General features: G+C 68.1%; 26 protein-coding genes and 1 tRNA gene. 16 read left to right on the top strand and 11 right to left on the bottom strand.

What is annotated here, in order from left to right; translation table 11 throughout:
- Positions 1 to 431 precede the first annotated feature (431 nt).
- Positions 432 to 1514 (top strand): NAD(P) transhydrogenase subunit alpha, encoded by a 1083-nt coding sequence (locus KVS69_RS15280; protein WP_217538797.1) that lies wholly within the window; start codon positions 432 to 434, stop codon positions 1512 to 1514.
- Between the two features lie 27 nt (positions 1515 to 1541).
- On the opposite strand, the gene KVS69_RS15285 is transcribed toward KVS69_RS15280, so the two are convergent.
- The 3 genes from KVS69_RS15285 to KVS69_RS15295 are packed head-to-tail and all read right to left on the bottom strand — an operon-like array spanning position 1542 to position 2859.
- Positions 1542 to 1961: a DUF3106 domain-containing protein gene (locus tag KVS69_RS15285; protein WP_068849384.1), complete on the bottom strand. Its 420-nt coding sequence runs from the start codon at positions 1959 to 1961 to the stop codon at positions 1542 to 1544.
- Between the two features lie 2 nt (positions 1962 to 1963).
- Complete coding sequence (locus KVS69_RS15290; protein ID WP_093534624.1) at positions 1964 to 2281, bottom strand: hypothetical protein; 318 nt, start codon at positions 2279 to 2281, stop codon at positions 1964 to 1966.
- Between the two features lie 8 nt (positions 2282 to 2289).
- A complete protein-coding gene (locus KVS69_RS15295; RefSeq protein WP_068849388.1) occupies positions 2290 to 2859 on the bottom strand; it encodes an RNA polymerase sigma factor in 570 nt (189 codons plus the stop codon).
- Between the two features lie 129 nt (positions 2860 to 2988).
- On the opposite strand from KVS69_RS15295, the gene KVS69_RS15300 reads away from it, so the two are divergent.
- Both KVS69_RS15300 and KVS69_RS15305 read left to right on the top strand, forming a co-directional pair.
- The gene (locus KVS69_RS15300; protein ID WP_217538798.1) at positions 2989 to 3297 is read left to right on the top strand and encodes an NAD(P) transhydrogenase subunit alpha; all 309 of its coding nucleotides are present in this window, start codon (positions 2989 to 2991) and stop codon (positions 3295 to 3297) included.
- The gene (locus KVS69_RS15305; RefSeq protein WP_184124859.1) at positions 3294 to 4748 is read left to right on the top strand and encodes an NAD(P)(+) transhydrogenase (Re/Si-specific) subunit beta; all 1455 of its coding nucleotides are present in this window, start codon (positions 3294 to 3296) and stop codon (positions 4746 to 4748) included. Before KVS69_RS15300 ends, KVS69_RS15305 begins: the two co-directional genes overlap by 4 nt.
- 126 nt (positions 4749 to 4874) lie before the next feature.
- Here KVS69_RS15305 and KVS69_RS15310 read toward each other — a convergent pair whose 3' ends face one another.
- Positions 4875 to 5294, bottom strand: a complete 420-nt coding sequence (locus KVS69_RS15310; protein ID WP_217538799.1) for a hypothetical protein — start codon at positions 5292 to 5294, stop codon at positions 4875 to 4877.
- Between the two features lie 117 nt (positions 5295 to 5411).
- On the opposite strand from KVS69_RS15310, the gene sufT reads away from it, so the two are divergent.
- From sufT to KVS69_RS15325, 3 genes are all read left to right on the top strand, one after another.
- Positions 5412 to 5963: a putative Fe-S cluster assembly protein SufT gene (sufT, locus tag KVS69_RS15315; RefSeq protein WP_068849396.1), complete on the top strand. Its 552-nt coding sequence runs from the start codon at positions 5412 to 5414 to the stop codon at positions 5961 to 5963.
- Between the two features lie 31 nt (positions 5964 to 5994).
- Positions 5995 to 7092, top strand: coding sequence for a branched-chain amino acid aminotransferase (locus KVS69_RS15320; protein ID WP_093534546.1), 1098 nt, complete (start codon positions 5995 to 5997; stop codon positions 7090 to 7092).
- Between the two features lie 436 nt (positions 7093 to 7528).
- On the top strand, positions 7529 to 9268 hold the full coding sequence (locus tag KVS69_RS15325) for a S8 family peptidase (protein ID WP_217538800.1): 1740 nt from the start codon (positions 7529 to 7531) through the stop codon (positions 9266 to 9268).
- Positions 9269 to 9359: 91 nt separating this feature from the next.
- Here the strand turns inward: KVS69_RS15325 and KVS69_RS15330 are convergent, their stop codons facing one another.
- The 3 genes from KVS69_RS15330 to wrbA form a co-directional block, all read right to left on the bottom strand.
- Entirely contained in the window at positions 9360 to 9845 is a 486-nt protein-coding gene (locus tag KVS69_RS15330; protein WP_217538801.1) for an asparaginase domain-containing protein, read from the bottom strand.
- A gap of 98 nt (positions 9846 to 9943) precedes the next feature.
- Positions 9944 to 10279 (bottom strand): DUF2069 domain-containing protein, encoded by a 336-nt coding sequence (locus KVS69_RS15335; RefSeq protein WP_217538802.1) that lies wholly within the window; start codon positions 10277 to 10279, stop codon positions 9944 to 9946.
- Positions 10276 to 10866 carry an NAD(P)H:quinone oxidoreductase gene (gene wrbA / locus KVS69_RS15340; protein ID WP_068849405.1) on the bottom strand — a complete coding sequence of 197 codons (591 nt, stop codon included), beginning with the start codon at positions 10864 to 10866 and terminating at the stop codon, positions 10276 to 10278. The genes KVS69_RS15335 and wrbA overlap by 4 nt, the downstream gene beginning before the upstream one ends.
- A 72-nt stretch (positions 10867 to 10938) precedes the next feature.
- Between wrbA and KVS69_RS15345 the strand changes: the two genes are divergently transcribed.
- Both KVS69_RS15345 and KVS69_RS15350 read left to right on the top strand, forming a co-directional pair.
- A complete protein-coding gene (locus KVS69_RS15345) occupies positions 10939 to 12213 on the top strand; it encodes a YihY family inner membrane protein (protein WP_217538803.1) in 1275 nt (424 codons plus the stop codon).
- Complete coding sequence (locus tag KVS69_RS15350) at positions 12210 to 12767, top strand: TlpA disulfide reductase family protein (RefSeq protein ID WP_068849409.1); 558 nt, start codon at positions 12210 to 12212, stop codon at positions 12765 to 12767. The genes KVS69_RS15345 and KVS69_RS15350 overlap by 4 nt, the downstream gene beginning before the upstream one ends.
- Positions 12768 to 13123: 356 nt before the next feature.
- On the opposite strand, the gene ppk2 is transcribed toward KVS69_RS15350, so the two are convergent.
- From ppk2 to hemA, 4 genes are read right to left on the bottom strand one after another with little or no spacing between them, the layout of a single operon-like run.
- Positions 13124 to 13915 carry a polyphosphate kinase 2 gene (gene ppk2, locus KVS69_RS15355; RefSeq protein WP_217538804.1) on the bottom strand — a complete coding sequence of 264 codons (792 nt, stop codon included), beginning with the start codon at positions 13913 to 13915 and terminating at the stop codon, positions 13124 to 13126.
- Between the two features lie 52 nt (positions 13916 to 13967).
- Positions 13968 to 15677 (bottom strand): tetratricopeptide repeat protein, encoded by a 1710-nt coding sequence (locus KVS69_RS15360; RefSeq protein WP_217538805.1) that lies wholly within the window; start codon positions 15675 to 15677, stop codon positions 13968 to 13970.
- Positions 15674 to 16759 carry a peptide chain release factor 1 gene (gene prfA, locus KVS69_RS15365; RefSeq protein ID WP_217538806.1) on the bottom strand — a complete coding sequence of 362 codons (1086 nt, stop codon included), beginning with the start codon at positions 16757 to 16759 and terminating at the stop codon, positions 15674 to 15676. The genes KVS69_RS15360 and prfA overlap by 4 nt, the downstream gene beginning before the upstream one ends.
- Entirely contained in the window at positions 16737 to 18020 is a 1284-nt protein-coding gene (gene hemA / locus KVS69_RS15370) for a glutamyl-tRNA reductase (protein ID WP_095364647.1), read from the bottom strand. Before hemA ends, prfA begins: the two co-directional genes overlap by 23 nt.
- A 64-nt stretch (positions 18021 to 18084) precedes the next feature.
- Here hemA and KVS69_RS15375 point away from each other — a divergent pair, with 64 nt between their 5' ends.
- The 8 genes from KVS69_RS15375 (at position 18085) to ychF (ending at position 25007) form a co-directional block, all read left to right on the top strand.
- The gene (locus KVS69_RS15375; protein ID WP_217538807.1) at positions 18085 to 19770 is read left to right on the top strand and encodes a tetratricopeptide repeat protein; all 1686 of its coding nucleotides are present in this window, start codon (positions 18085 to 18087) and stop codon (positions 19768 to 19770) included.
- Entirely contained in the window at positions 19767 to 20426 is a 660-nt protein-coding gene (gene lolB / locus KVS69_RS15380) for a lipoprotein insertase outer membrane protein LolB (RefSeq protein WP_184124878.1), read from the top strand. Before KVS69_RS15375 ends, lolB begins: the two co-directional genes overlap by 4 nt.
- Positions 20423 to 21292, top strand: coding sequence for a 4-(cytidine 5'-diphospho)-2-C-methyl-D-erythritol kinase (gene ispE / locus KVS69_RS15385; protein WP_217538808.1), 870 nt, complete (start codon positions 20423 to 20425; stop codon positions 21290 to 21292). The genes lolB and ispE overlap by 4 nt, the downstream gene beginning before the upstream one ends.
- Positions 21293 to 21301: 9 nt before the next feature.
- Positions 21302 to 21378: transfer RNA gene (locus tag KVS69_RS15390), tRNA-Gln, on the top strand.
- A gap of 134 nt (positions 21379 to 21512) precedes the next feature.
- Positions 21513 to 22472, top strand: a complete 960-nt coding sequence (locus tag KVS69_RS15395; RefSeq protein ID WP_038692467.1) for a ribose-phosphate diphosphokinase — start codon at positions 21513 to 21515, stop codon at positions 22470 to 22472.
- A gap of 113 nt (positions 22473 to 22585) precedes the next feature.
- Entirely contained in the window at positions 22586 to 23203 is a 618-nt protein-coding gene (locus KVS69_RS15400) for a 50S ribosomal protein L25/general stress protein Ctc (RefSeq protein WP_217538809.1), read from the top strand.
- An 81-nt stretch (positions 23204 to 23284) separates the two neighbouring features.
- Positions 23285 to 23863, top strand: a complete 579-nt coding sequence (pth, locus tag KVS69_RS15405) for an aminoacyl-tRNA hydrolase (protein ID WP_184124884.1) — start codon at positions 23285 to 23287, stop codon at positions 23861 to 23863.
- A gap of 52 nt (positions 23864 to 23915) precedes the next feature.
- Positions 23916 to 25007 (top strand): redox-regulated ATPase YchF, encoded by a 1092-nt coding sequence (gene ychF, locus KVS69_RS15410; protein ID WP_217538810.1) that lies wholly within the window; start codon positions 23916 to 23918, stop codon positions 25005 to 25007.
- Positions 25008 to 25458: the final 451 nt, after the last annotated feature.

Raw genomic sequence — 25458 nt, forward strand, 5'->3', positions numbered from 1 at the left:
AGCCGGTTCCCGGGCCTAAAAGCAGCTTGACGATGGGGGCGAGTCCATACATAGGGTCGGTTCCCAAACGACTGCCGTTGCGCCCTCCGCGCCCGGGAACGCATCACACTGATCGACTTCGGCTTTTGATCTTCGTTGGCCACCGACCTACTGTCGAGGGCGGGTCGGGGCGGGTTTGCGGGGGTGTGAGCGGCATGGATGCCGCGACCAAGCCTCCAGGGACGGATTCACGGCGTCCCCCGCAAACCCGCACCGTCCCGCCAAGCCAGACGGCCTTTCAGCACCAGGCTGTTCGCCTGAAGGCATGAAGCTGCCGGCCAACGGCCGGCACCCACGCGAAGCCCGATTCCAGGCAGCGCTTCCAGCGGAAAGGTCTCCCACCTGACCAATCGGGTTACGATCCCACCACTTACCGCTGCTCGGGGACATGCATGGCTGTCGAGGTGTTGGGGGTCAAGGAACACGCGCAGGGCGAACGCCGCGTAGCGCTGACGCCGGAAACGGCGCGCAAGTACATCGCGATGGGCGCTGCCGTGTGGATCGAACCGGGCGCCGGCACGCGCGCCGGCTTTACCGACCAGGCCTACCTGGATGTCGGCGCGCAGCTCGCCGATGACACCCGCCTGGGCCAGGCCGACATCGTGCTGTGCGTGCAGCCGCCGGAAACCGCGCGGCTGCGCCAGCTCAGATCCGGTGCCAGCCTGGTCGGCATGCTGCACCCGCAGGCCGACGCCGAACGCGCCGGCGTGATCCAGTCAGGTGGGCTGCAGGCATTTCCCTTGGAGCGCCTGCCGCGCACCACCCGAGCACAGTCCATGGACGTGCTCAGTTCGCAGGCCGGCATGGCCGGCTACAAGGCCACCCTGATTGCTGCCCAGCTGGCGCCACGCTTCTTCCCCATGCTGACCACCGCCGCCGGCACCATCCGGCCCTCGCGCGTGCTGGTGGTGGGGGCCGGCGTGGCCGGCCTGCAGGCCATCGCCACCGCGCGCCGGCTTGGGGCGCAGGTGGAGGGCTTCGATGTGCGCCCGGAAACCCGCGAACAGATTGAATCGCTCGGCGGCAAGTTCCTTGACCTTGGCGTCAGCGCGGTGGGCGAGGGCGGTTACGCCCGTCCTTTGACCGACGACGAGCGGGCCGAGCAGCAGCGCCGGCTGGGCGAGCACCTGCGGTTGGTCGATGTGGTGATCTGTACCGCCGCCGTGCCCGGCCGCCCCGCGCCGAAGATCGTCACCAGCGCGATGGTGCAGGGCATGCGCCCGGGCAGCGTGATCGTGGACCTGGCCGCTGAGACCGGCGGCAACTGCGAGGCGACCCGGCCGGGCGAAACCGTCGACGTCGGCGGCGTCACCGTGGACGGCCCGCTCAACCTGGCCAGCCAGGGCGCGGTGCACGCCAGTGAGATGTATGCGCGCAACCTTTACAACTTCGTCGCGCTGTTCCTGAAGGATGGCGCGGTGGCGTTTGATTGGGACGATGAGCTGCTGGCGAAAACGCGCTGGATTGCGAACTGATATCGCGCCGCCACGCAGGGCGTGGCGCTACCGCGGCGGCAGATCCTTGACCGGATTGGCCTTCAGCCATTCCTGCCGCTGCTCCGGGCTCATGCTGCCCCAGCGCTCACGCAGCGCATCGCGCTGGGCCGGGGTCATGCCGCGCATCTGCGCGAACAGCGCGCGGGCCTGCTCGCGCTGCTCCGGACTCATGTTCTCGAAACGGTGGCGGCCGCGCCGCGCCAGCTCGCGCTGTTCCGGGGTCATGCTCTGCCAACGCTGGCCATGCTGCAGCATGCGTTCGCGCTGTGGCGGCGGCGCGTCGTTCCAGCGGTCGCGCACCGGCGCGATCAGCGCATCGCGCTGCTGCGGGGTGAGCTTGTCCCACTCCGGCAGCGTCGAGGTCTGCGCGGCGCTGGCCGCGCTCAGCGAGAGCAGTACCAGTGCCAGGGTCAGTCGCGGTTTCATGTTCACTCCATTGCCAGGTCGGTGGCGCCCAGCCACAGGTACAGGTCCGGATTCTCGTCGAGCACGTCGCTGCTGTCATCCGCCGCCACGGCCGCCACCTGCATCGGGGTGGCCGCCGGCGGTCGGGCGGTGAAGCTGATGCCCAGGCCCAGCGCCACCACCAGCGAACACGCGGTGGCCAGCCACCAGCCGTGCGCGCGGGCCCGCTGCGGCGCATGCCGTGCGGCACGCAGGCGCGCCAGCGTGGCGGGAGAGAGCTGGGTCACCGCATGTGCGTGCAGCTGCGCCAGTGCGGCGTCATCGGGAAGGGTGGGGGGCACGGGGCGGCTCACAGTTCAATCTCCAGGTGCTGCTGCAGCGCCTGCCGGGCGCGCGAAAGATGGGTTTTTACCGCGCCCTCGCTGCAGCCCATGGCCGCTGCGGTCGTGGCGCCGTCGAGCTGCTGCAGCACGCGCAGGGTGAAGGCCTCGCGCTGGCGTGCAGGTAGATCGCGCAATGCCCTGACCAGCGCCGCGTACTGGTCGCGCTGCTCATGGGCCTGGGCCGGGCCGGGTCCAGGATCGGCCCAGTCGATGTCGTGGTCGCCGGCCAGCTCGTCGCTGCTGCGCCAGAACCGCAGCCGGAAGCCGCGGCGGCGCTGCAGGTCGACCACCCGGCGGCGCAGGATGCTCCAGAACAGCGGTGACCACTCCCCTGCCGGCTTGTCGCGGTAGGCCAGCATGCGCAGCATCGCGTCCTGCACCGCGTCCAGTGCGTCGTCGCGCTGGCGCAGCCCGGCCTCGGCGAAGCGGAACGCGCGCGGGCCGATCCCGGCCAGGAACGCATCCAGCGACACCGGCAACGCGGTTTCGGCATCGGCATCGTCAGCCAGGGGCGGCAGGGAAGGGCTCACCAGCACAGGGTAGCGCTCGCGCAGGGGGATACGGTGAGAACGCACCAGCGCGGCATCGGTTGACCGCCCTGCAGAACGGTTCAGCGCATGGTTATGATGCAGGGGACGGGATGACCGCCGGGAAGAGGGACAGCAATGAGCGACGGGTTCGTGGCGTTGTACATCTTCATGCTGGCTGCGATCGCAGGCCACGTGATCATTTCGCGGGTGCCGGTGATCCTGCATACCCCCCTGATGTCCGGGTCGAACTTCATCCACGGCATCGTGCTGATCGGCGCCATGGTGGTGCTGGGCCATGCGCAGACCCCGCTGGAAAAGATCATCGGCTTCATCGCCGTGGTGCTCGGCGCGGGCAATGCCGCCGGTGGCTACGTGGTGACCGAGCGCATGCTGGACATGTTCAAGCCCAGCCAGAAGCGCGACGCCGGGGAGAAGACGCCTTGAACGTCACCACCGCGCAACTGCTTCAGTGGCTGGTGCAGGTGAGCTACCTGGTCGCCGCCACCCTGTTCCTGCTCGGCCTGCAGCGCATGGCTTCGCCGATGACCGCGCGCAGCGGCATCCGCTGGGCCGGCCTGGGCATGCTGATCGCCACGGTGGCGACCTTCTTCCTGCCCGACCTGCACAACGTGCCGCTGATCCTGGCTGCGGTGGCGATCGGTACCGGCGTGGCGTGGTGGTCGGCCAAGCGCGTGGCCATCACCGACATGCCGCAGATGGTAGCGCTGTACAACGGCATGGGTGGCGGTTCGGCCGCCGCGATCGGTGCGGTGGAACTGCTGCGCTTCTCGTTCCTGGCCAACCGCGATACCAGCCACTGGAGCGCGCAGGCCATCGCCGAACTGAGCGCGCGCCAGCCTTCGGCCACGGTGCTGGCGCTGGCGGTGATCGGCTCGGCGATCGGGGCGGTGTCGCTGTCCGGCTCGGTCATCGCCTGGGCCAAGCTCGATGGCCGGCTGGACCGGCGGGTGACCTTCCCCGGCCAGCAGGCCTTCAACCTGCTGGTTGCGCTGGCGATGGTGGTGCTGGGCATCTGGGCGGCAGTGACCCTGAGCCCGGTGGCGATCATCAGCTTCTTCGTGGTCGCGCTGGCGCTGGGCGTGCTGATGACCCTGCCGATCGGCGGCGCCGACATGCCGGTGGTGATCTCGCTGTACAACGCGTTCACCGGCCTGGCGGTCGCTTTCGAAGGCTACGTGCTGGGCAACGAGGCGCTGATCATCGCCGGCATGATGGTCGGCGCGGCCGGCATCCTGCTCACCCGCCTGATGGCCAAGGCGATGAACCGGCCGATCAGCGGCGTGCTGTTTTCCAACTTCGGCGGCGGTGGCACGGCCCAGGAAATCACCGGCGCGCAGAAGCCGATCGAGGCCAGCGACGTGGCCGCGATGCTGGCGTTCGCCGAGCGCGTGGTGATCGTGCCCGGTTATGGCATGGCCGTGGCCCAGGCCCAGCACAAGGTATGGGAGCTGGCGCAGCGGCTGTTGGAACGCGGCATCAAGGTCAAATTCGCGATCCACCCGGTGGCCGGGCGCATGCCGGGCCACATGAACGTGCTGCTGGCCGAAGCGGGCGTGCCCTACGACCTGATCGCCGACATGGACGACATCAACCCCGAGTTCCCCACCACCGACGTGGTGCTGGTGATCGGCGCCAACGACGTGGTCAACCCGGTGGCGCGCACCGACCCGGCCAGCCCGATCTACGGCATGCCGATCCTGGACGTGGTCAACGCCCGCAACGTGGTGGTGATCAAGCGCGGCAAGGGCACCGGCTTCGCGGGCATCGAAAACGCGCTGTTCTACGCCGACAATGCCCGCATGCTCTACGGCGATGGCGCCGGTGCGGCCAGCGCGCTGGTCAGCGAGCTCAAAGCCCTCGATGGAGGGCATTGACCGCACGTGGCGCCGGGGGCCAGGGCCGGCCAACGGCCGGCGCTACGAATTGTTACGGGCCCATTGAGATCTGGATCAATCGACCGGTAGCGCCGGCCGTTGGCCGGCCCACGCAATCGCCGAACGTTACCTCGCTATCCACCAGCCGATGACCAACGCCACCCCCAGCCACAGCCATTCGGCCACGCCGTTGGCCAGCTGAACCAACGTGAACGCCATGAACGGCCCCATCCGCAACGCTGATTCCCACAGATCCAGTCCCAGCGACCCGCCCAGGTAGGCCGACGCGATCCCCCAGTTGGCTGCCAATGCCACCAGCATGGTGCCCAGCAGGGTCAACGCCACCCGCAGCAGGCCGCCGCGCAGGTTGCCCAGGCGCAGCATGAAACCCAGCTCCAGGGCCACCAGGACGGCCATCCAGCCTGCCTGGCGGCCGCTCAGCAGCGCGATGAACAACCAGGCCAGCGTGGCCGTGACAACTCCTAGCAACAACAGCGGGGGCCAGAGCCAGTGGGCGGACCTGGCGGGCGCAGAGGTGGGCGGCATGCATTCTTCCTTTGGTCCGCCACAGGATACCGGCTTGCGGGGTGACCGGCGCGTGGCCGGCCACTGGGCTAAAATGAGCGCCTTGCGGGAATCGGCCGCGACCCCATATCGATCCACATGTACTCCCGTAGCAGCGAACCCGTCCACTTCGAACGCGACTGCGAGGCCGTCATGGTCCCGCAGGGCGAAACGGTCACCTTGCCCGCCGGCAGCTATGGGTACATCACCCAGGCGCTGGGCGGCAGCTATACCGTGTTTGTCGAAGGCAATCTGTTCCGCATCGCCGGCAAGGACGGCGACGCCATGGGCAAGGAACCGCCCGCGCCGCTGGAACTGCCCGCCGACGCCTCCGACGAGGAGGTCGAAAAGCTTGTCTGGCAGCAGCTGCGGACCTGTTTCGACCCGGAGATCCCCTTCAACATCGTCGACCTGGGCCTGGTCTACGAAGTGGAGCTCAAGCACCTGGATGACGGGCAGCGCGAGGTCGACGTCAAGATGACCCTGACCGCGCCGGCCTGCGGCATGGGCGATATCCTCGTCGACGACGTGCGCAGCAAGCTGGAAATGATCCCGACCGTGGTCGAAGCCGATGTCGAACTGGTGTTCGACCCACCGTGGGGCCAGCACATGATGTCCGAGGCCGCCCGCCTTGAAACCGGCATGCTGTAATTGAACCCGTAACCAGAACAGGAAATTTCCGGTGTCCCAGTCTTCCGTGAGCTTCACCACCACCCGTTCCGCCCAGCCGCGCAGCAGCGAGGAGCGTGAACGCATCCTGGCCGCCCCCGGTTTTGGTCTGCACTTCACCGACCACATGGTGGAAGTGCGGTGGGACAAGGACACCGGTTGGCACAACGCCAGCGTGCGCCCGTACGGCCCGCTGCAGCTGGACCCGGCCGCCGCGGTGCTGCACTACGGCCAGGAAATCTTCGAAGGCATCAAGGCCTACCGCCATGCCGACGGCTCGATCTGGACCTTCCGCCCCGATGCCAACGGCCGCCGCCTGCAGCGTTCGGCGCAGCGCCTGGCGCTGCCGGAACTGCCGGTGGAGATCTTCGTGGAATCGCTCAAGCAGCTGATCGCCGTGGATGCCAGCTGGGTGCCGTCGGCCGACGAATCCAGCCTGTACTTCCGCCCGTTCATGATCGGCGATGAAGCCTTCCTCGGCGTGCGCGGCGCGCAGAAGGCCGGCTACTACGTGATCGCCAGCCCGGCAGGCCCGTACTTCGCCAAGGGCGTGGCCCCGGTGTCGATCTGGCTGTCCACCGAATATGCGCGTGCGGCCAAGGGCGGCACCGGTGCGGCCAAGTGCGGTGGCAACTACGCCGCCTCGCTGCTGCCGCAGCAGAAGGCGCAGGCGCAGGGTTGCTCGCAGGTGCTGTTCCTGGATCCGGTCGAAGGCAAGTACCTGGAAGAACTGGGTGGCATGAACGTGTTCCTGGTCTACAAGGACGGCACCCTGGTCACCCCGGCGCTGTCCGGCAGCATCCTGGAAGGCATCACCCGCGAAAGCATCCTGCAACTGGCGCGCGACCGCGGCATGAAGGTCGAAGAGCGCAAGGTGACCATCGACGAGTGGAAGCAGGGCGTGGCCTCGGGCGAGATCGCCGAAGTGTTCGCCTGCGGGACCGCTGCGGTGGTCACGCCGATCGGCCAGCTCAAGGGCGAGGGCTTCTCGGTGGGTGACCTGACCGCCCCGGCTGGCGAGGTGACCATGTCGCTGCGCAAGGAACTGACCGACATCCAGTACGGCCGCCTGCCGGATCGCCATGGCTGGCTGGTGCGCCTGGACGGCTGATCGTTCGACGCGCGTTGGATACCCAAGGCCCGCCTGGCAACAGGCGGGCCTTTTTCATGGGCGGCGCCTGCCGGAGCCCGGTCTGAACGATCCAAACGCACCCAACCCATTGACGCGCAAGCAATGTCTTGCTCATGACGCGCAAGACAGTGACGCAGGACACGAATTGCGTCCGGCGTGACCGCATCGGCACGCGGAAGTTTCTTCACATTCACAAACCGTTGACCCGAAAAGTCTCAGATCGAAACTTTCACAACCCTGAAAGCGGGCTGAAACATTGTTGGGCCGAATCGAAACCACTAGCGTCCGGGTTCGGGCGGTTTCGCAGGGGAAAGCCGATCCGTCTTCCAGGTTCGATCCAAGCCATCGCTCCACAGCGCCGGATCTGACCGACCTTTGCCGCCTCGACGGCTCCTCACTCTTGAAGGGAATTCCGATGTCTCATGATCCGCAGCGCTTGCGTCAGCGTGCCTTGGTTGTACTCGGTGGTTCGGTGCTTTCGACCCTGCTCCTGGCGGCGCCGGCGTTCGCCGGCGACGTGCAGTTGAGTGGCCTGGCCTCGGCCCCGACCCACCAGCGTTTCATCGTCAAGTACAAGGACGGCGCCACCGAGGTGGCCACCCCGACCGCACTGGCCAGTTCGCTCAAGGCCGCCGCCCAGGCCGTTCCTGCTGCGCAGGGGCGCGCGCTGGGCCTGCAGAAGCTGCGCCAGCTGGCCATCGGCCCGACCGTGGTCAAGGCCGACCGGCCGCTGGATGCCGCCGAATCGGAACTGCTGATGCGTCGCCTGGCCGCCGATCCGAACGTGGAGTACGTCGAAGTCGACCAGCTGATGCACGCCACCCTGGTGCCCAACGACAGCCGCCTGTCCGAGCAGTGGGGCTTCGGCACCAGCAACGCCTCGATCAACGTGCGCCCCGCCTGGGACAAGGCCACGGGAACGGGCGTGGTGGTAGCGGTGATCGATACCGGCATCACCAACCATCCGGATCTAAACGCCAACATCCTGCCTGGCTATGACTTCATCAGCGATGCCGCGATGGCGCGCGATGGAGGTGGCCGCGACAACAATGCCAACGACGAAGGCGACTGGTATGCCGCCAACGAATGCGGCGCCGGCTACCCGGCTTCCAACTCCAGCTGGCACGGCACCCACGTGGCCGGCACCATCGCCGCGGTGACCAACAACACCACCGGCGTGGCCGGCACCGCCTACAACGCCAAGGTCGTTCCGGTGCGCGTGCTGGGCAAGTGCGGCGGCTACACCTCCGACATCGCCGATGCGATCGTGTGGGCATCCGGCGGCACCGTCAGCGGCGTGCCGGCCAATGCCAACCCGGCCGAAGTGATCAACATGTCCCTCGGCGGCGGCGGCACCTGCTCGACCACCTACCAGAACGCCATCAACGGCGCGGTCTCGCGCGGCACCACCGTGGTGGTGGCAGCGGGCAACAGCAACACCAACGTGTCCTCGTCGGTGCCGGCCAACTGCGCCAACGTGATCGCGGTGGCGGCCACCACGTCGGCCGGCGCCCGCGCCAGCTTCTCCAACTACGGTGCCGGCATCGATGTCTCGGCGCCGGGCCAGGCGATCCTGTCCACGCTCAACAGCGGCACCACCGTGCCGGGCGCTGCGTCCTATGCGTCGTACAACGGCACCTCGATGGCGGCCCCGCACGTGGCCGGCGTGGTCGCGCTGGTGCAGTCGGTCGCGCCCACCGCGCTGTCGCCGGCGGCCATTGAGACGCTGCTCAAGAACACCGCACGGGCCCTGCCGGGCGCCTGCAGCGGCGGCTGCGGCGCGGGCATCGTCGATGCGGATGCGGCCGTCACCGCCGCGCTGGGCGGGACCAACCCGAACCCGGGCACCGGCACGCTGCAGAACAACGTGCCGGTCAGCGGCCTGGGTGCTTCCAGCGGTGCATCGCTGGCCTACACCGTGGCCGTGCCGTCGGGCCGCTCGCAGCTGAAGGTGACCATCGCCGGCGGCACGGGTGATGCGGACCTGTACGTGCGTTCGGGCAGCGCGCCCACCGACACCGTGTACACCTGCCGCCCGTACCTGAGCGGCAACAACGAGACCTGCACGATCACCGCCCCGGCCGCGGGGACCTGGTACGTCCGGGTGAAGGCCTACAGCACCTTCTCCGGCGTGACCCTGACCGCGCAGTATTGATGTCATCGGTCACCCGACCAATGGTCGGGTGCTACCGGAGGTAGGTGCCGACCGTTGGTCGACACGCCCCACGCGTGACGCGGTTACCGCGTCACGCGTCTTCGAACCGGTTCGCAGCGACGTTCTTTCGCACGTGTTCGGGGTTCCAGATGCGGCCGTTCATGGCGATGTACACGCCCGGCTGCAGCGACTGCACCGCGCCGATCGCACAGCCGATGTTGAACTCGGCGTCCGAACCACGGAAGCGCGCCGGGCTGAGCGCACCGGTCATGACGATGGTCTTGTCGGGGATGCTCCTGAGCACCCGGCCGGTCTGCACCATCGAATCGGTGCCGTGGGTGACCAGCACGTGGCGGGTCGGCTGTGCGGCGATGGTGGCGCGGATCAGCTCGCGGTCTTCGTCGGTGATGTGCAGCGAATCCTTGCGCAGGATCGGAATCACGTTGAAGCGGAAGGTCACGCCCAGCTCGCGCAGGATCATCCCGATCTGGGGATCGCCGATCTGGTAGTCCGACTTGTCGTCGAAGTAGATCTTGTCGATCGTGCCACCGGTGGTGATGATCAGTAGTTCTTCCATTGCAGGCTTCCTGGAGTGCGGGCGGTACCGCGCGGCAACACCCGCGCTGGGTGCCCATGATACGGCTGCCGGCGCCCGCCCGCAGCCGCGCGAGGCGCTCAACGCTTCGAGAAACGCCGGCGCAGGCCGGGCGCGCTGGAGATCCCGATCACCGCCAGGGCCAGCAGCAGTTCCAGCCAGGCAAAGTGCGCGGTTTCCGGGTGGCTCCAGGCACTCATCACGCCGTGGCTGAACCAGAACAGCGCCAGCACACCGGCCCAGAACATCGCCTTGCCGCGCCCGGTGACCACGCCGAGCGCCAGCAGCAGCGGCGGGGCGGTGAAGACCAGCTGGCTGGCCAGCCAGTGCCGGTCGTGCGCGAACCACACCGCAAACACCGCCGCCAACGCCAGCAGCACGGTGGCCAACGTCCACTTCTGCGCGCGCGGGCTCATCCCAGCCGCCGCGCGATATCGGCCACGCGCCGGCCGAGCGCGCGCGCCAGGATCGCTTCGTCCTCGCTCGGCACCGGGTTGTCGTCGGCGCCGGCCACATGGCTGGCACCGTAGGGGGTGCCGCCGGTGGTGGTGTGGCTCAGCGCCGGCTCGGTGAACGGAATGCCCACGATCAGGCAGCCGTGGTGCAGCAGCGGCACCTGCATCGACAACAGCGTGGATTCCTGCCCGCCATGCAGCGACGCGGTGGAGGTGAACACCCCGGCGGGCTTGCCGGCCAGCGTGCCGTTGACCCACTCGGCCCCGAGCCCGTCGAGGAAATGCTTGACCGGCGCGGCCATGTTGCCGAACCGCGTCGGGCTGCCCAGCAGCAGGCCGCTGCACTCGGCCAGGTCCTCCACGCTCACGTAGGGCGCACCGTCATCGGGCACCGGCGGCCGCGCGGTCTGGGTGACCGCCGCCACCGGCGGCACCGTGCGCAGGCGCGCGCTCATGCCGGGCACTTCGCCGATGCCACGCGCGATCTGGCGCGCAAGCCGCGCCACCGAACCGCCGCGGCTGTAATACAGCACCAGGATCTCCGCCATCTCGCTTCCGTTGTGTCCAGTCTGTCCGCAGTATGGCATTGCCTCCACCCGGCTTCAGGTACGCTTGCCACGATGGAACCCCTGGACACCCTCAACCTGTGGATGGAACGCGTGCGCGATCGCGCCCGTACCGCCAGCTTCGGTCGCTTCCTGTGGCGCCGCTTCCTCGACGACCGCCTGTTCCAGGCCGCCGCCTCGCTGGCTTACACCACCGTGTTCGCGCTGGTGCCGCTGGCGATCGTGGTGTTCGGCGTGCTCTCGGCGTTCCCGGTGTTCGACCGCTGGAGCGACACGCTCAGCGACTACGTGTTCTCCAACTTCGTGCCCAACGCCGCGCGCGCGGCCGAAGGCTACCTGCGCCAGTTCTCGGCCAGTGCCGGGCAGCTCACCGCCGCCGGCTTCATCGCGCTGGTGGTGTCGCTGCTGATCACCCTCAACAGCGTCGAGCAGACCTTCAACCAGATCTGGCGGGTCAGTTCGGCGCGGCCCAAGCTCACCCGCTTCCTGGTCTATTGGACCGTGCTGACCCTGGGCGCGATGCTGGCGGCCGCGTCGCTGGCCGTATCTGCCCGCGTGTTCGCGCTGCCGCTGTTCGGCACCAGTGAAGGCCGCCTGCTGGCCAATGCGTCGTTGACCCTGGCGCCGATCCTGATCGAGTTCGTCTGCATCATGCTGGTCTACCGGGTGGTGCCGCACCACACGGTGAAGTGGCGGCATGCCATTCCCGGCGCGATCCTCGCGGCCGTGATGCTGGAGCTGGTGAAGTGGGGCATGGGCGCCTACCTGGGCAGCTTCCAGTCCTACCAGAAGCTTTACGGCACGGTGGCCTTCGTGCCGATCCTGCTGCTGTGGATCTACCTGTGCTGGGTGTCGGTGCTGCTGGGTGCCTCGCTGGCCTCGTCGATCGCCGCGTTCCGCTACCAGCCGGCCGACCTGCGCCTGCCCACCGGCTACGAACTGTATGGCCTGCTGCGCCTGATCGGCCGCTTCCACCAGGCGCGCATGGACGGACGCGGGCTGGACGAAGACGAGATCCTGGGGCTGGAGCCGATGCTGACCGACTCGCTGCTGCAGAGCATGCTCTGCGACCTGGAAGCGATCCGGGTGGTGCGCCGCGACGAACAGAGCCAATGGCTGCTGTCGCGCGACCTGGACAAGCTCACCTTGGCCGACCTCTACGAATCCACGCAGCTGCGCATTCCGGTCAAGGAAGCCTACCTGCCTTACCGCGACGACAGCCTCGGTACCGCCTCGGTGGCGGCGCTGGATGCCCTGCGGCTGCCGTTGCGCGAGCTGCTCAAGCGCCGCGTCAGCGATATCTATTCCCCGTCTGGAGACACCCCATGACCTTCAAGCCCCTGCTGCTGGCCGTCGGCCTGCTCGCCCTGGCCGGCTGCAACAAGCCGGCACCGCAGCCCGAAGCGGCCGCCCCGGCGCCGGCCCCCGCAGCAGAACCGGCCGCCCCGGCCGCCGACCCCGCCACGCCTGACCTGGAGCGCAAAACCGTGGCGCAGCCGCGCCTGGTGCTGCCCGCCCTCGACGGAACCACGTACGACCTGGCCGCACATCGCGGCAAATGGGTGGTGGTGAACTTCTGGGCGACCTGGTGCGCGCCGTGCCGCAAGGAAATGCCGGAGCTGTCGGCACTGCATGCCATGCGCGAGGAGATCGAAGTGGTCGGCCTGGCCTACGAAGACATCGAGCCGGAGGAGATGAAGGCGTTCCTGCAGAAGCTGCCGGTGACCTACCCGATCGTGCTGGTGGACACCTACAACCCGCCGGAAGACTTCGCCGTGCCGCGCGGCCTGCCGCTGACCTACCTGATCGCCCCGGACGGCAAGGTCGCCAAGGAATTCCTGGGCCCGGTGACGGCAGCGGACATCGAAGCGATTGTGCATTGACGATCTGCCCTTGGTTGATTGATCCCGATCCACGGACGCCACGTAACAATTCGTAGCGCCGGCCGTTGGCCGGACACCGCGCGAAGCGCGGCCCAAGTGTCCGGAGACGGTTGCGCCACGCTCGCGACCAACACGCCGGGGTTTACAGGTTCCGAAGCCGTCTGTCGGGCGTTCATGGCGCCGGAACGAAAAGCGGCCGGCCAACGGCCGGCGCTACAGTCGGCTTCGGATCGTCCAAGCGTCGGACGGATTACCGGAGCCGCGTTTTGCCAGCTGCGGATACGTGGGCCGCGCTGCGCGCGGTGTCCGGCCAACGGCCGGCGCTACGAATTCATACGGGCCAATCAGGATCGGGATCAATCAACCTGGGGGTCATGAGGTGACAGGTTGATCGGCTTCAACACGCCGAAATGCTCTTCGTGCAGTTTGCCTTTCAACGGCGGCAGGTCCGGGATGGGATCGTCCACCCCGGTATCGGGCAGGCGATCCAGCAGGTTGCGGATCAATCCCAGCCGCCCGCGCTTCTGGTCGTTGAAGTCCACCAGCGTCCACGGCGCCTCTTCCCGATGCGTCGCGCGCAACATCGCCTCGCGCGCCTCGGTATACGCGGTGTACTTGCTGCGCGATTTGAGGTCCACCGGTGACAGCTTCCAGCCCTTGAGCGGGTCCACGTGGCGCTCGGCAAAGCGTTTCTCCTGCTGCACCTGGTCGACCGTGAGCCAGTACTTGAACAGCAGGATGCCATCGTCCACCAGCAGCTTCTCGAACACCGGCGCCTGCGCCAGGAACGCGTGGTACTCGGCCTCGGTGCAATAGCCCATCACGTGCTCGACCCCGGCCCGGTTGTACCAGCTGCGGTCCATCAGCACGATCTCGCCGGCAGCCGGCAGGTGCGACACATAGCGCTGGAAGTACCACTGGGTACTTTCGCGGTCGGTCGGCTTGGGCAGCGCCACCACCCTGCACTGGCGGGGGTTGAGGTGCTCGGCGATGGCCTGGATGGCGCCGCCCTTGCCGGCGGTATCGCGGCCCTCGAACAGCACCAGCACGCGCTGCCCGGTGTGCTGGGCCCAACGCGCCATCGCGGTGAGTTCGAGCTGCATCGGTTCAAGCAGTGCCTGGTACGCCTTGCGCTTGAGCTTGCCCATCGGTGCGGGATTCCGGCTGACAGAAGAAGCCCGAGCCTAGCGCAATGGGTAGTCAGCCCGCGTGTGCATCCTGCCAGCCGTGCAAACGCCCCATCGCCTGCACCTCGGCACTGAAGTCGCGGGCGAATCCGGCCATGTCGAACAGGCCGGTGTCCGAACGCCGCTGGGCCAGGGTGGCGCGCAGCGCTGCCAGTGCCTGCGGGTCGTTGCCCAGCGCGATGGCGGTCTCCACGAAGACGCGGTCGTCGGCAGCGTTCATCGCCGGCAGCTGCAGGTGATGGTTGAGCGAACCGGCCACGCGCGAAGCGAACGTCGCGCCCGGGCAGGTCAGCACCGGGCAGCCGGCCCACAGTGCATCGGATGCGGTGGTGTGCGCGTTGTACGGGTGCGTGTCCAGGAACAGGTCCGCCTGCTGGTAGCGCGCCAGGTAGGTCGGGTGCGGCAGCTTGGGCATGAACACCAGCCGCGCCGGATCCAGCCCCGCCTCGCGCGCCGCCGCGCGCAGCCGCGCATCGGCATTGCCCGGCCCGGACAGCAGCCACAACACGCTGCCCGGTACGCCCTGCAGCACCGCGAACGCGCGGCGCATGCTGCGCGGGTTGAGCTTGTAACTGTTGTTGAAGCAGCAGAACACCACGCCCTGCGCTGGCAGGCCACAGGCCTGGCGGCCTGGCGCGGGCTCCAGCATGCGGGTGTTGTCCGAGGGCTGGAACGCGCGGGGCAGGCGCCGGACCTGTTCGCTGAAGGCCGGCGTCAGCGCGGCAGGCAGCACGTAGTCATCGGCCAGCACGTAGTCGATCCACGCCGCGCCCGACGTGCCCGGATACGCCAGCCAGTTCACCTGCACCGGGGCCGGGCGCATCGCCAGTACCGCCGGCGCGCCACCGCCGCCCCAGCCACGCAGATCGAACAGCACATCGATGCCGGTCGCGCGGATCCGCGCGGCGATCGCCGCGTGCGGCAGGCTCGACACGTCATGCAGTGCAGTGGCAGCGGCCTGCAGGCGCGCGCGGATCGCGCTGCCATCATCGGCGTTGAGGGCAAACAGATGCAGCTCCAGCGCGCCGAGCGCACGCAGCTGCTCGAACAGCGCCACGGTCAGCAGCCCGGTCGGGTGCGCGCCGAAGCCATTGGAAAGGAAACCCACGCGCAGCTGCCCCTCGCGGCGGACCTGCGTGGGCGGCAGCGCACGCACTCCCTCGGCAATGCCCGCAGCGCGCTGCCGCGCACACGCCCGCTGCTCGGCGGCGCTGGCGTCTTCGCTGAGGAAGGCGAATGGCTCCACCACCGCCGCGCCCTGCGCCACGGCTTGGCGCACCTGCTGGGACAGCGGTTCGAGTTCGCGCCAGTCGCACAGCCGGCGTTGCCAGTTGAGCAGCTGGGCGGTGATGTAAGGCTCGCCGGGCAGCAGCCGATGCGCGTGGCGGTAGGCATCGGCAGCGGCTTCGGGCTGGCCGGCGTCTTCCAGCGCGTGGCCCAGCCACAGTGCGATGCCGGGGTGCTCCGGGACCAGGTTGGCGGCCTGGCGCAACAGCGTGGCTGCTTCGCCATGTCGGCCCTGCATCCAGCGCGTGCGGCCCAGCCGGGCCAGCGCTTCGGGGTGGCCGGGGCGCAGTTGCAACGCGCGTGTAGCGGCGTGATCGCCGGCAGCGGTGTCACCGGCCTCAAGCTCGGCGTCGGCCAGCATCACCCAGGCGATGAAGTCCTGCGGCCGGCGCTGCACCGCGCTGCGCAGCTGCTCGCGCTGCGGGTCCATGCTCACGCGCCAGCGGACAGCTGGGCCAGTTCATCGGCCTGGTGTTCGTGGATCAGCCGCTCCACCAGCGTGTCCAGCTCACCGGCGATGATGTTGGGCAGGTCGTACAGGGTCAGCCCTTCCACGCGGTGGTCGGTGATCCGGCCCTGCGGGAAGCTGTAGGTGCGGATGCGCTGGCTGCGGTCGCCGCTGCCGACCTGCAGCCGGCGGCTTTCCGCGGTGGCGGCCGCCTGCTTGCTGCGCTCGGCATCGAGCAGCTGCGCCTTCAGGCGCTTCATCGCCTTGTCGCGGTTGGCGTGCTGGCTGCGCTCGGTCTGGCATTCCACCACCACGCCGCTGGGCACGTGGGTGATGCGGATGGCCGATTCGGTCTTGTTGACGTGCTGGCCACCGGCGCCGGACGAGCGGAACGTATCCACCCGCAGGTCGGCCGGGTTGATGACGATCTCATCGACCTCGTCGGCTTCGGGAATGATCGCCACCGTGGCCGCCGAGGTGTGGATGCGGCCCTGCGACTCGGTGGCCGGCACGCGCTGCACGCGGTGCGTGCCGGATTCGAACTTGAGCTTGGAATAGGCGCCGCGGCCAACCACGCGCGCCACGATCTCCTTGTAGCCGCCATGCTCGCCGGGGCTGTCCGATTCGATCTCCACCTTCCAGCCCTGGCGCTCGGCATAGCGCGCGTACATGCGGAACAGGTCGCCGGCGAAAATCGCCGCCTCGTCGCCGCCGGTGCCGGCGCGCACTTCCAGGAACAGGTTGCCATCGTCGCGCGGATCGCGCGGCACCAGCAGCAGCGCCAGGTCATGGTCCAGCTGCTGCAGGCGATCCTGCGCGGCGGTGATTTCCTCCTCGGCCAGCTCGCGCAGGTCCGGGTCGGCACGCATCGCTTCGGCGGCGGCCAGGTCGGCCAACGCCCGGGCTTCGTCGTCCAGCGCGGTGGCGATCGGCTGCAGCTGGGCGAATTCACGTGAAAAATTGCGGAAGCGCTCGTTGTCGCCGACCACATCCGGGTCGGCCAGCAGGCGTTCAAGTTCTTCGCGGCGTTCGGCCAGCGCTTCCAGCTTACGGCGCAGGGTCGGCGTCATCGTTGCTCACGGCAGGGTGTTGGTAGCCCGGCTTGGCCGGGAACAGGCGCTCGGCGGCGCGGGTCAATTCAGTATCGCCGCTGAGCGCGGCCGCACGCAGCGCGGCGGTAGGCGGGTGCAGCAGGCGGTTGGTCAGGCCATGCGCGAGCAGCTCCAGCACCTCCTCCGGCGATTTGCCGTGGGCCAGCTGCTGGCGCGCCTTGTCCAGCATTTCCACCCGGGTGGCTTCGCCGTACGCGCGCAGCTGGCGCAGCGGCGCCTGGTGCGCGTTGGCCTGCAGGGTCTCGACGAACCGCGATACTTGCAGCTCGATGATGGCTTCGGCTTCAGCGGCCGCCTCGCGCCGGCTGCGGCGGTTGTCCTCCACCGCGCGCTCCAGGTCGTCGACCGTGTACAGGAAGGCGTCCTGCAGCTCGCCCACCCCGGTTTCGATATCGCGCGGCACCGCCAGGTCGAACAGCAGCATCGGCTTGTGTTTTCGCGAGCGCAGCGCGGCGGCGATCTGCGCCTTGGTGATCACCGGCTCGCGCGCGGCGGTGGCCGAAAACACCACGTCGGCTTCGCCCAGGTGGCGTTCCAGCTCGGTCAGCGGCAGCGCCACGCCGCCGTGGCGGGTGGCCAGCTCCTGTGCGTGCGCCAGGGTGCGGTTGGCGATCAGCAGCCGGCGGACGCGGCCTTCGCTGAGGTGGCGGGCGGCCAGTTCGATGGTTTCGCCGGCACCGACCAGCAGTACGGTGGAGTCTTCCAGCCGCGCGAAGGAGTTCTGCGCCAGGCGCACTGCGGTGGAGGCCACCGAGATCGGGTTGGCGCCCACGCGGGTATCGGTGCGCGCGCGCTTGGCCACCGAGAAGGTCTGCTGGAACAAGCGATCCAGGCGCTGGCCGAGCAGGCCATGGTCGCGCGCGGTCGCCCAGGCGTCCTTCACCTGGCCCAGGATCTGGGGCTCACCCAGCACCATCGAGTCCAGCCCGGTGGCGACCCGGAACAGGTGGCGCACCGCATCGGCATCGGCATGCTGGTACAGGTAACCGTGCAGCTGCCCGGCGTGCGACTCCAGCCACTGCGCCAGCGCCTCGCCCGATTCGGCCACGGCATACAGCTCCGTGCGGTTGCAGGTGGACAGCAGCACCGCCTCGGCCACCTGCGGGGTATCGCGCAGCGACGCCAATGCCTGGGGCAGGGCGTCGCCGCCAAAGGACGCGCGTTCGCGCAGTTCCACTGGCGCGGTCTGGTGATTCAGTCCGAGCACCCACAGGGTCATTGTTCAGTTGCTTGCGATAAGCTGCTGGCCATTCAAGTCGTCATTTTAAGGCCAGAAGCCCCCGATGCCCGCATTGATTCGCATCTCCAGCGTTCTGCTGCTGTCCCTGTTCACCGCCAACGCCCTGGCGGCGGCCCCGGCTGCACCGGCCGGCAAGGCCGGAACGGCCGAACCGGCGTCGCTGACCCCGGTCATGGCCGGTGAGTTCGCGCTGCAGGCCGGCAAGCTGCCCGAGGCCGCGCGCTGGTACCTGGAGGCCGCCGAGGCGGGCCGTGACGACGCCGGCCTGGCCGAGCGCGCCACCCGGATCGCCATGCTCGCCGACGATGACAAGCGCGCCAGCCGCGCGTTGTCCCTGTGGGAGAAGCGTGCGCCCCGTTCGTTGTCCATGCGCAGCGCTGCGGCCGCGCTGGACCTGCGCAAGGGCGATGTGAAGGGCGCGCGGACCGAGCTGGCCAGCCTGCTGCGTGACCCGGACCCGCGCGGCTGGAAGTTCGCGCTGGCCGCGCTGGTCGGTGGGGGCCGCGACCCGGCCGCCGCCGCCGATGTGCTGGGCCGGCTGGTCGACGACAACGCCATCCCCAACCAGCTCGAGCCCTGGCAGGAATTCGGCCGGCTGGCCATGCGCATGGACCGGCCCGAGCTGGCCCGGCGCATGGTCGATGAAGTGGTGCGCCGCTTCCCCGGTGAGCCGCGCGTGGCGCTGCTCAATGCCAGCCTGATGTTCCAGGCCGGGAAGACCGACGACGCCCTGGCGGCGCTGCGTTCGGTGGAGCCGCGCACCGCCGAAGACCCGGAGCTGCGCAATGCCGTGGCCATCGCCTACGACGCCATGGGCGATGCGACATCGGCCGAGCGCGTGCTCGCGGTCGGTCCGCAGAACGTGCAGACCTGGGGCATGCGCGCCTCGCTGCTGGCCAAGCAGAAGGACGATGTGGCGCTGCTGGCGCTGTATACCGATCTCTCGAAGCAGGCGACCAAGCCGGATCCGGCGCAGCGCCTGCTGCTGGGCAAGATCGCCGAATACCTCAAACGCCATGCCGAAGCGGTGGACTGGTACCTCAGCGTGCCGGGCGGCGAAGAACGCGCCGAAGCGCGCCTGCGTGCGGCCAGCGCACAGTACGAACTGGGCCAGACCGACAAGGCCTTCGCCGGGGTGCACGCGATCCAGTCCGACGCCATGATCGACGATGAAGCGCGGCGCGATGCCTACCTGCTCGAAGCCGAGCTGCGCCAGCGGGGCGATGACCTGCCGGGTGAGCTGGACGCGCTGGCCCGGGGCCTGGCCGCCTACCCGGACGAGAACGCGCTGCTGTATGCCCGCGCGCTGGCCTGGGAGCGCCGCGATGACGTGCCGCGCGCCGAAGCGGACCTGCGCAAGATCCTGGTGACCGAGCCGGAGAACGTGGCCGCGCTCAATGCGCTGGGCTACACCCTTGCCGACCGCACCACGCGCTACCAGGAAGCATTGGAGCTGATCGACCGTGCCCGCGTGGCCGAGCCGGACAACGCCGCCATCGTCGACAGCTACGGCTGGGTGCTCTATCGCCTGGGCCGCAACGAAGAAGCGCTGGTGCAGCTGCGCCGCGCCTGGACGCTGGCCAAGGACCCGGAAATCGCCGCGCATGTGGGTGAGGTGCTGTGGGTGCTCGGCCGCAAGGACGAGGCCCGCCGTTTCTTCGATGAAGCACGCAAGCTCGACCCGGAAAACCGTGCGCTGCAGCGCGTGATCGAGAAATACGGCGTATGAACCTGATTCCCGTGAAGGCCGCCCTGGCGGCGGTCCTGGCCGTGTCGTTGTCGGCCTGCGTGTCACTGGACACGCGCAAGGCCCCGGCCGCCCCCGATGTGGTGACCACCGTGAGCACCGAAGCGCAGCAGGCAGAGGCCGCGCGCGTGGACGCGCTGCGCGCACAGCCGGCGTGGTCGTTCCAGGGCCGGGTCGCGGTCAGCAAGGGTCGCAACGGCGGCAGTGGTCGCATCGATTGGCAGCAGCAGGCGCGGCAGTACGTGGTGTCGCTGAGCGCGCCCGTCACCCGGCAGAGCTGGACCCTGAGCGGCGACAGCGAAAGCCGCAGCGGGCGCCTGGACGGCGTGGACGGTGGTCCCCGCCAGGGCGAGGATGCGCAGCAGGTGCTGCTGGAGGCCACCGGCTGGGATATCCCGGTCAACCAGTTGCCGGACTGGGTGCGCGGCCTGGTCGCCGAAGGGGCCGGCGCCGGGCAGATCGATCGGGACGCCGACGGCCGGCCGCGCCGCGTCCGCCAGATGGACTGGGAGATCCAGTTCCTGGACTGGTATCCGGCTGAAGGCGACCGCCCGGTGCTGCCGCGGCGGATCGAGGCGGTCAATGGCGACGCCAAAGTGCGCCTGCTGGTCGACGGCTGGGTGCTCGGCAGCCCATGAGCGCGCTGGACCTGAACGCCGGCGGGCCGTGGTTTCCGGCCCCGGCCAAGCTCAACCTGTTCCTGCACATCACCGGCTGCCGCGCCGACGGCTACCACGAACTGCAGAGCGTGTTCCGGCTGCTGGACTGGGGCGACCGGGTCCAGCTGCAGGTGCGTGAAGACGGCCAGGTGCGTCGTGTGGGGCCGTCCGTGCCCGGCGTGGCCGAGGCCGATGATCTCGCCGTGCGTGCTGCGGTCCTCCTGAAAAATCATGCGAACGTCGCTCAAGGTGTGGATATCGCCGTCGAAAAGCGCATTCCGGCGGGCGGCGGTTTTGGCGGGGGTTCTTCCGATGCGGCGACTGTCCTGGTCGCATTGAACGCGCTCTGGAAAACGGGTCTGGACGAAGACGCGCTGGCCGGCCTGGGCCTGCAGCTGGGCGCGGACGTGCCGGTCTTCGTGCGCGGCCGCAACGCCTGGGCCGAAGGCGTGGGGGAACAACTGACCCCGCTGCCGCTGCCGCCGGCCTGGTATGTGATCGCCGACCCCGGCGTTCACGTGCCCACGGCTGCACTTTTCGCCAGTCCCGATTTGACGCGCGATGCCCCAGTAGCGAAAATAGCGGACTTCGCTTCCGGGTCTTTGCTCGGGAATGCGTTCGAGCCGGTACTGCGCCGTCGCGAACCTGCCGTCGAGGCAGTGCTTATCGCGTTGGACAGGATTGGCCGGGCACGACTCACCGGGTCGGGAAGCGGTTGTTTCGTCGAGTTCGCCACGCGCGCTGCTGCAGAGCAGGGCCTGGCGCGGTTGCCGAAGGAACTGCGGGCATGGGTGGCTGCGGGCGTGGAGCGCTCGCCACTGCTTGATGTACTCGAGCGTTATTGATTTTGATGCAGGGGCGTCGCCAAGAGGCCCAAGGCACCAGGTTTTGATCCTGGCATTCGGAGGTTCGAATCCTCCCGCCCCTGCCACTTGCGGACGCCAACCGCGTTCCATGCGCATGCTGCGCGGACACGGTTGAACGGCCGCGGTGTTGTCACCGCAGACGTCCTCGGGCGCCGGCGGCAGAGTTCTCCGCCAATCGCTCCCGCCCGAGACCGTCATGATGCAAGATCACCCGAACCTGCTGGTATTTTCCGGCAACGCCAACAAGCGCCTTGCGCAGAGCATCTGCAAGGAACTGGGGGTGCGACCGGGCAAGGCGCTGGTGTCGCGCTTCTCCGATGGCGAAGTGCAGGTCGAAATCGAAGAGAACGTCCGCAAGCAGGACGTCTTCGTGATCCAGCCGACCTGTGCGCCCAGCGCCGAGAACCTGATGGAACTGCTGGTCCTGATCGATGCGCTCAAGCGCGCTTCGGTCAACAGTGTCACCGCCGTGGTGCCGTACTTCGGCTACTCGCGCCAGGATCGCCGCATGCGCTCCTCGCGCGTGCCGATCACCGCCAAGGTTGCCGCCAAGATGTTCAGCGCCGTTGGCGCCGACCGCGTCCTGACGGTGGACCTGCATGCCGACCAGATCCAGGGGTTCTTCGACATGCCGGTGGACAACGTGTATGCCTCGCCGCTGCTGCTCGCCGATATCTGGCGCGCCTACGGCACTGAAAACCTGATCGTGGTGTCCCCGGACGTGGGTGGCGTGGTGCGTGCGCGTGCCGTCGCCAAGCGCCTGGACGATGCCGACCTGGCGATCATCGACAAGCGCCGTCCGCGCGCCAACGTCTCCACCGTGATGAACATCATCGGTGACGTCGAAGGCAAGACCTGCGTGATGGTCGATGACATCGTCGATACCGCCGGCACCCTGTGTGCGGCCGCCGCGGCGCTGAAGGCGCGTGGCGCCCTCAAGGTGGCCGCGTACTGCACCCACGCTGTGCTCTCGGGCCCGGCGGTGGACAACATCAACAACTCCCAGCTCGACGAGCTGGTGGTGACCGATACCATCCCGCTGCGTGAAGAAGCGCGCGTGTGCAGCAAGATCCGCCAGCTCAGCGTGGCGGAAATGCTGGCCGAAACGATGCGCCGCATCGCCTTCGGCGAGTCGGTCAGCTCGCTGTACGTGGATTGATTCGTTTTTTCCTGGCCGCCGGCAACGGCAGCCAGGGCCCCGGGGACGTCTGGTCGCGGACGTGCCCTTCATCGCCAAGCCATTCCGGCAAGGCAACAACTGGTAGAAGCAAAATGTCGAAGACCCATGAAATCAAGGTCACCAAGCGTGAACTGCAGCGTAAGGGTGCGAGCCGCCGCCTGCGTCACGCCGGTGTGATCCCGGCCATCGTGTACGGTGGCAACGCCGAACCGGTCGCCATCAGCCTGGACCACAACGCCACCTGGCTGGCCCAGCAGAACGAGTGGTTCTACTCGTCGATCCTGAGCCTGAACCTGGACGGCCAGATCACCAAGGTCCTGCTGCGTGACATGCAGCGCCACCCGCACAAGCAGCTGATCATGCACTTGGATTTCCTGCGCGTGGATGAGAACCAGGCCCTGACCGCTTCGGTGCCGCTGCACTTCCTCAACGAAGACACCTCGCCGGCCGGCAAGGCTGCCGACGTCGTGGTCACCCACGAACTGAAGGAAGTCACCATCAGCTGCCTGCCGAAGGACCTGCCGGAGTCGATCGACGTCGACCTGGGCGAGCTGAAGGCTGGCGACGTGGTGTACCTGTCCAACATCAAGCTGCCGAAGGGCGTTGAGATCGTTGCCCTGGCCCAGGGCAAGGACCACGACGACGCCATCGTCACTGCCAAGCACGGCAAGGGCGAAGCCGCTGACGAAGAAGTGGCTGCTGCGGAGTAAGTGATTGCGGCGCCTGTCCCCCCGGGGCAGGCGCCGTTTCTGCATGTACCGGCACGACGCCGGTAGCGATGAAGAAGAGCGATGACAGGATTGCGATTGATCGTTGGCCTGGGTAACCCCGGACCCGAGCACGCCCAGACCCGGCACAATGCCGGGTTTCGTTTCATTGACGCCCTGGTCGCACAGGCCGGCGCGCGCTGGAGCGTGGACAGCAAGCTGTTCGGCGAGACCGCCAAGGTCGATATCGCCGGCCAACCGGTGTGGCTGCTCAAGCCCGCCACCTTCATGAATCTCAGTGGCAAGTCGGTCACCGCCGCCCAGCGCTTCTGGAAGATCGAGCCCGAGGAAACCCTGCTGGCGCACGACGAACTGGACCTGCCGCCCGGCGTGGCCCGGCTCAAGTTCGATGGCGGCCACGGTGGCCAGAACGGCCTGCGTGACACCATCCGCCTGCTCGGCCATGGCAGGTTCCACCGCCTGCGCATCGGCATCGGTCATCCCGGTCACAAGGACCGCGTGGTGCCATGGGTGCTCGGCCGTGCCAGCAAGGACGATGACGTGCTGATCGGGCATGCCATCGACGACGCCATCGACGTACTGCCGCTGGCCGTGCGTGGCGATTACAGTGAGGCGATGAAGCGCCTGCACACCCCGAAATAACCACGGCGTACCGACCGACGGTCGGTGCCTACCACCCCAGAGGTTGTCAAAGATGGGTATCAAATGCGGCATCGTCGGCCTGCCCAACGTCGGCAAATCGACCCTGTTCAACGCGCTGACCAAGGCGGGCATCGCCGCGGCCAACTTCCCGTTCTGCACCATCGAGCCGAACGTCGGCATCGTGCCCGTGCCGGATCCGCGCCTGAACGAACTGGCGGCGATCATCAACCCGCAGAAGGTCATCCCGACCGCCGTGGAGTTCGTCGACATCGCCGGCCTGGTCGCCGGTGCCGCCAGCGGTGAAGGCCTGGGCAACAAGTTCCTGGCCCACATCCGCGAAGTGGATGCGATCACCCACGTGGTGCGCTGCTTCGAGCACGGCGACATCATCCACGTGGCAGGCAAGGTGGATCCGATCTCGGACATCGAGACGATCGACATCGAGCTGGCCCTGGCTGACCTGGACAGCGTGGAAAAGGCGCTGAACCGCGCCGAGCGCGCGGCCAAGGGTGGCGACAAGGATGCCGCGGCACGCAAGCCGGTGCTGGCCAAGCTCCAGGCTGCGCTGGCCGACGGCAAGGCGGGTCGTTCGGTGGGCCTGGACGAGGAAGAGAAGGCGCTGGTGCGCGACCTGTTCCTGCTGACGCTGAAGCCGGTGATGTACATCTGCAACGTGCTGGAAGACGGCTTCGAGAACAATCCGCACCTGGAAGCGGTGCGCGCGCACGCTGCGGCCGAGGGCGCGATGGTGGTGCCGGTCTCGGCGGCGATCGAAGAAGAGCTCTCGCAGCTGGACGACGAAGACCGCGACACGTTCCTGGCCGACCTCGGCCTGAGCGAGCCGGGCCTCAACCGCGTGATCAACGCGGCGTACAAGCTGCTCGGCCTGCAGACCTACTTCACCGCCGGCGTGAAGGAAGTCCGCGCCTGGACCGTGCGCAAGGGCGCCACCGCCCCGCAGGCGGCCGCCGTGATCCACACCGACTTCGAGAAGGGCTTCATCCGCGCCGAAACCATCGCGTATGACGACTTCATCAAGTACAAGGGCGAAGCCGGCGCCAAGGAAGCCGGTCGCCTGCGCCTGGAAGGCAAGGAATACCGCGTCCAGGAAGGCGACATCCTGCACTTCCGCTTCAACGTCTGATTCAACACGACGCTGATGTCCGCAACGCCCCGCCTTGAGCGGGGCGTTTGCGTTTGGGCGTGGACAATAATTAGCCACGCCCCGAAAGCACTGCGCGACAGGCTTCACCGCACTTGTCCACAGCAAACTCCCATGGCTTTCCACGCGCCATGTGGAAAACCCGCGCCGGCATGGACAAATAATCACCATGCATTCGAAACCATTGCGGCACGGGGCTCACGCGCGGTTGTCCACAGCTAACTCCCACCGCTCTCCACGACCCCTGTGGAGAACGTGCACGCAACTGACGTGATGCCGGGCGTTGCCCGGCTGCTTCACGCATATGGGCGAACAGCCTTGCGCTGCGAGCGTACCTGGCTTGGGCCGTCGGGTGCGGGTTTGCGGGACACGCCGTGAACCTGTGGTGGTCAAGTTTTTCTGGACACTCTCAAGGGGCGTTCAGGCCACCTGC

Source organism: Stenotrophomonas sp. GbtcB23 (genome assembly GCF_019091045.1).
GTDB lineage: Bacteria > Pseudomonadota > Gammaproteobacteria > Xanthomonadales > Xanthomonadaceae > Stenotrophomonas > Stenotrophomonas rhizophila_A.

Coding starts and splice junctions, on each gene's coding strand:
- KVS69_RS15310 (WP_217538799.1), bottom strand. CDS start 5,294: ATGCCGCCCACCTCTGCGCCCGCCAGGTCCGCCCACTGGCTCTGGCCC.
- KVS69_RS15280 (WP_217538797.1), top strand. CDS start 432: ATGGCTGTCGAGGTGTTGGGGGTCAAGGAACACGCGCAGGGCGAACGC.
- prfA (WP_217538806.1), bottom strand. CDS start 16,759: ATGACGCCGACCCTGCGCCGTAAGCTGGAAGCGCTGGCCGAACGCCGC.
- sufT (WP_068849396.1), top strand. CDS start 5,412: ATGTACTCCCGTAGCAGCGAACCCGTCCACTTCGAACGCGACTGCGAG.
- hemA (WP_095364647.1), bottom strand. CDS start 18,020: ATGACCCTGTGGGTGCTCGGACTGAATCACCAGACCGCGCCAGTGGAA.
- KVS69_RS15330 (WP_217538801.1), bottom strand. CDS start 9,845: ATGGAAGAACTACTGATCATCACCACCGGTGGCACGATCGACAAGATC.
- lolB (WP_184124878.1), top strand. CDS start 19,767: ATGAACCTGATTCCCGTGAAGGCCGCCCTGGCGGCGGTCCTGGCCGTG.
- wrbA (WP_068849405.1), bottom strand. CDS start 10,866: ATGGCGGAGATCCTGGTGCTGTATTACAGCCGCGGCGGTTCGGTGGCG.
- pth (WP_184124884.1), top strand. CDS start 23,285: ATGACAGGATTGCGATTGATCGTTGGCCTGGGTAACCCCGGACCCGAG.
- KVS69_RS15350 (WP_068849409.1), top strand. CDS start 12,210: ATGACCTTCAAGCCCCTGCTGCTGGCCGTCGGCCTGCTCGCCCTGGCC.
- KVS69_RS15345 (WP_217538803.1), top strand. CDS start 10,939: ATGGAACCCCTGGACACCCTCAACCTGTGGATGGAACGCGTGCGCGAT.
- KVS69_RS15285 (WP_068849384.1), bottom strand. CDS start 1,961: ATGAAACCGCGACTGACCCTGGCACTGGTACTGCTCTCGCTGAGCGCG.
- ispE (WP_217538808.1), top strand. CDS start 20,423: ATGAGCGCGCTGGACCTGAACGCCGGCGGGCCGTGGTTTCCGGCCCCG.
- KVS69_RS15335 (WP_217538802.1), bottom strand. CDS start 10,279: ATGAGCCCGCGCGCGCAGAAGTGGACGTTGGCCACCGTGCTGCTGGCG.
- KVS69_RS15375 (WP_217538807.1), top strand. CDS start 18,085: ATGCCCGCATTGATTCGCATCTCCAGCGTTCTGCTGCTGTCCCTGTTC.
- KVS69_RS15400 (WP_217538809.1), top strand. CDS start 22,586: ATGTCGAAGACCCATGAAATCAAGGTCACCAAGCGTGAACTGCAGCGT.
- ychF (WP_217538810.1), top strand. CDS start 23,916: ATGGGTATCAAATGCGGCATCGTCGGCCTGCCCAACGTCGGCAAATCG.
- KVS69_RS15325 (WP_217538800.1), top strand. CDS start 7,529: ATGTCTCATGATCCGCAGCGCTTGCGTCAGCGTGCCTTGGTTGTACTC.
- KVS69_RS15395 (WP_038692467.1), top strand. CDS start 21,513: ATGCAAGATCACCCGAACCTGCTGGTATTTTCCGGCAACGCCAACAAG.
- KVS69_RS15300 (WP_217538798.1), top strand. CDS start 2,989: ATGAGCGACGGGTTCGTGGCGTTGTACATCTTCATGCTGGCTGCGATC.
- ppk2 (WP_217538804.1), bottom strand. CDS start 13,915: ATGGGCAAGCTCAAGCGCAAGGCGTACCAGGCACTGCTTGAACCGATG.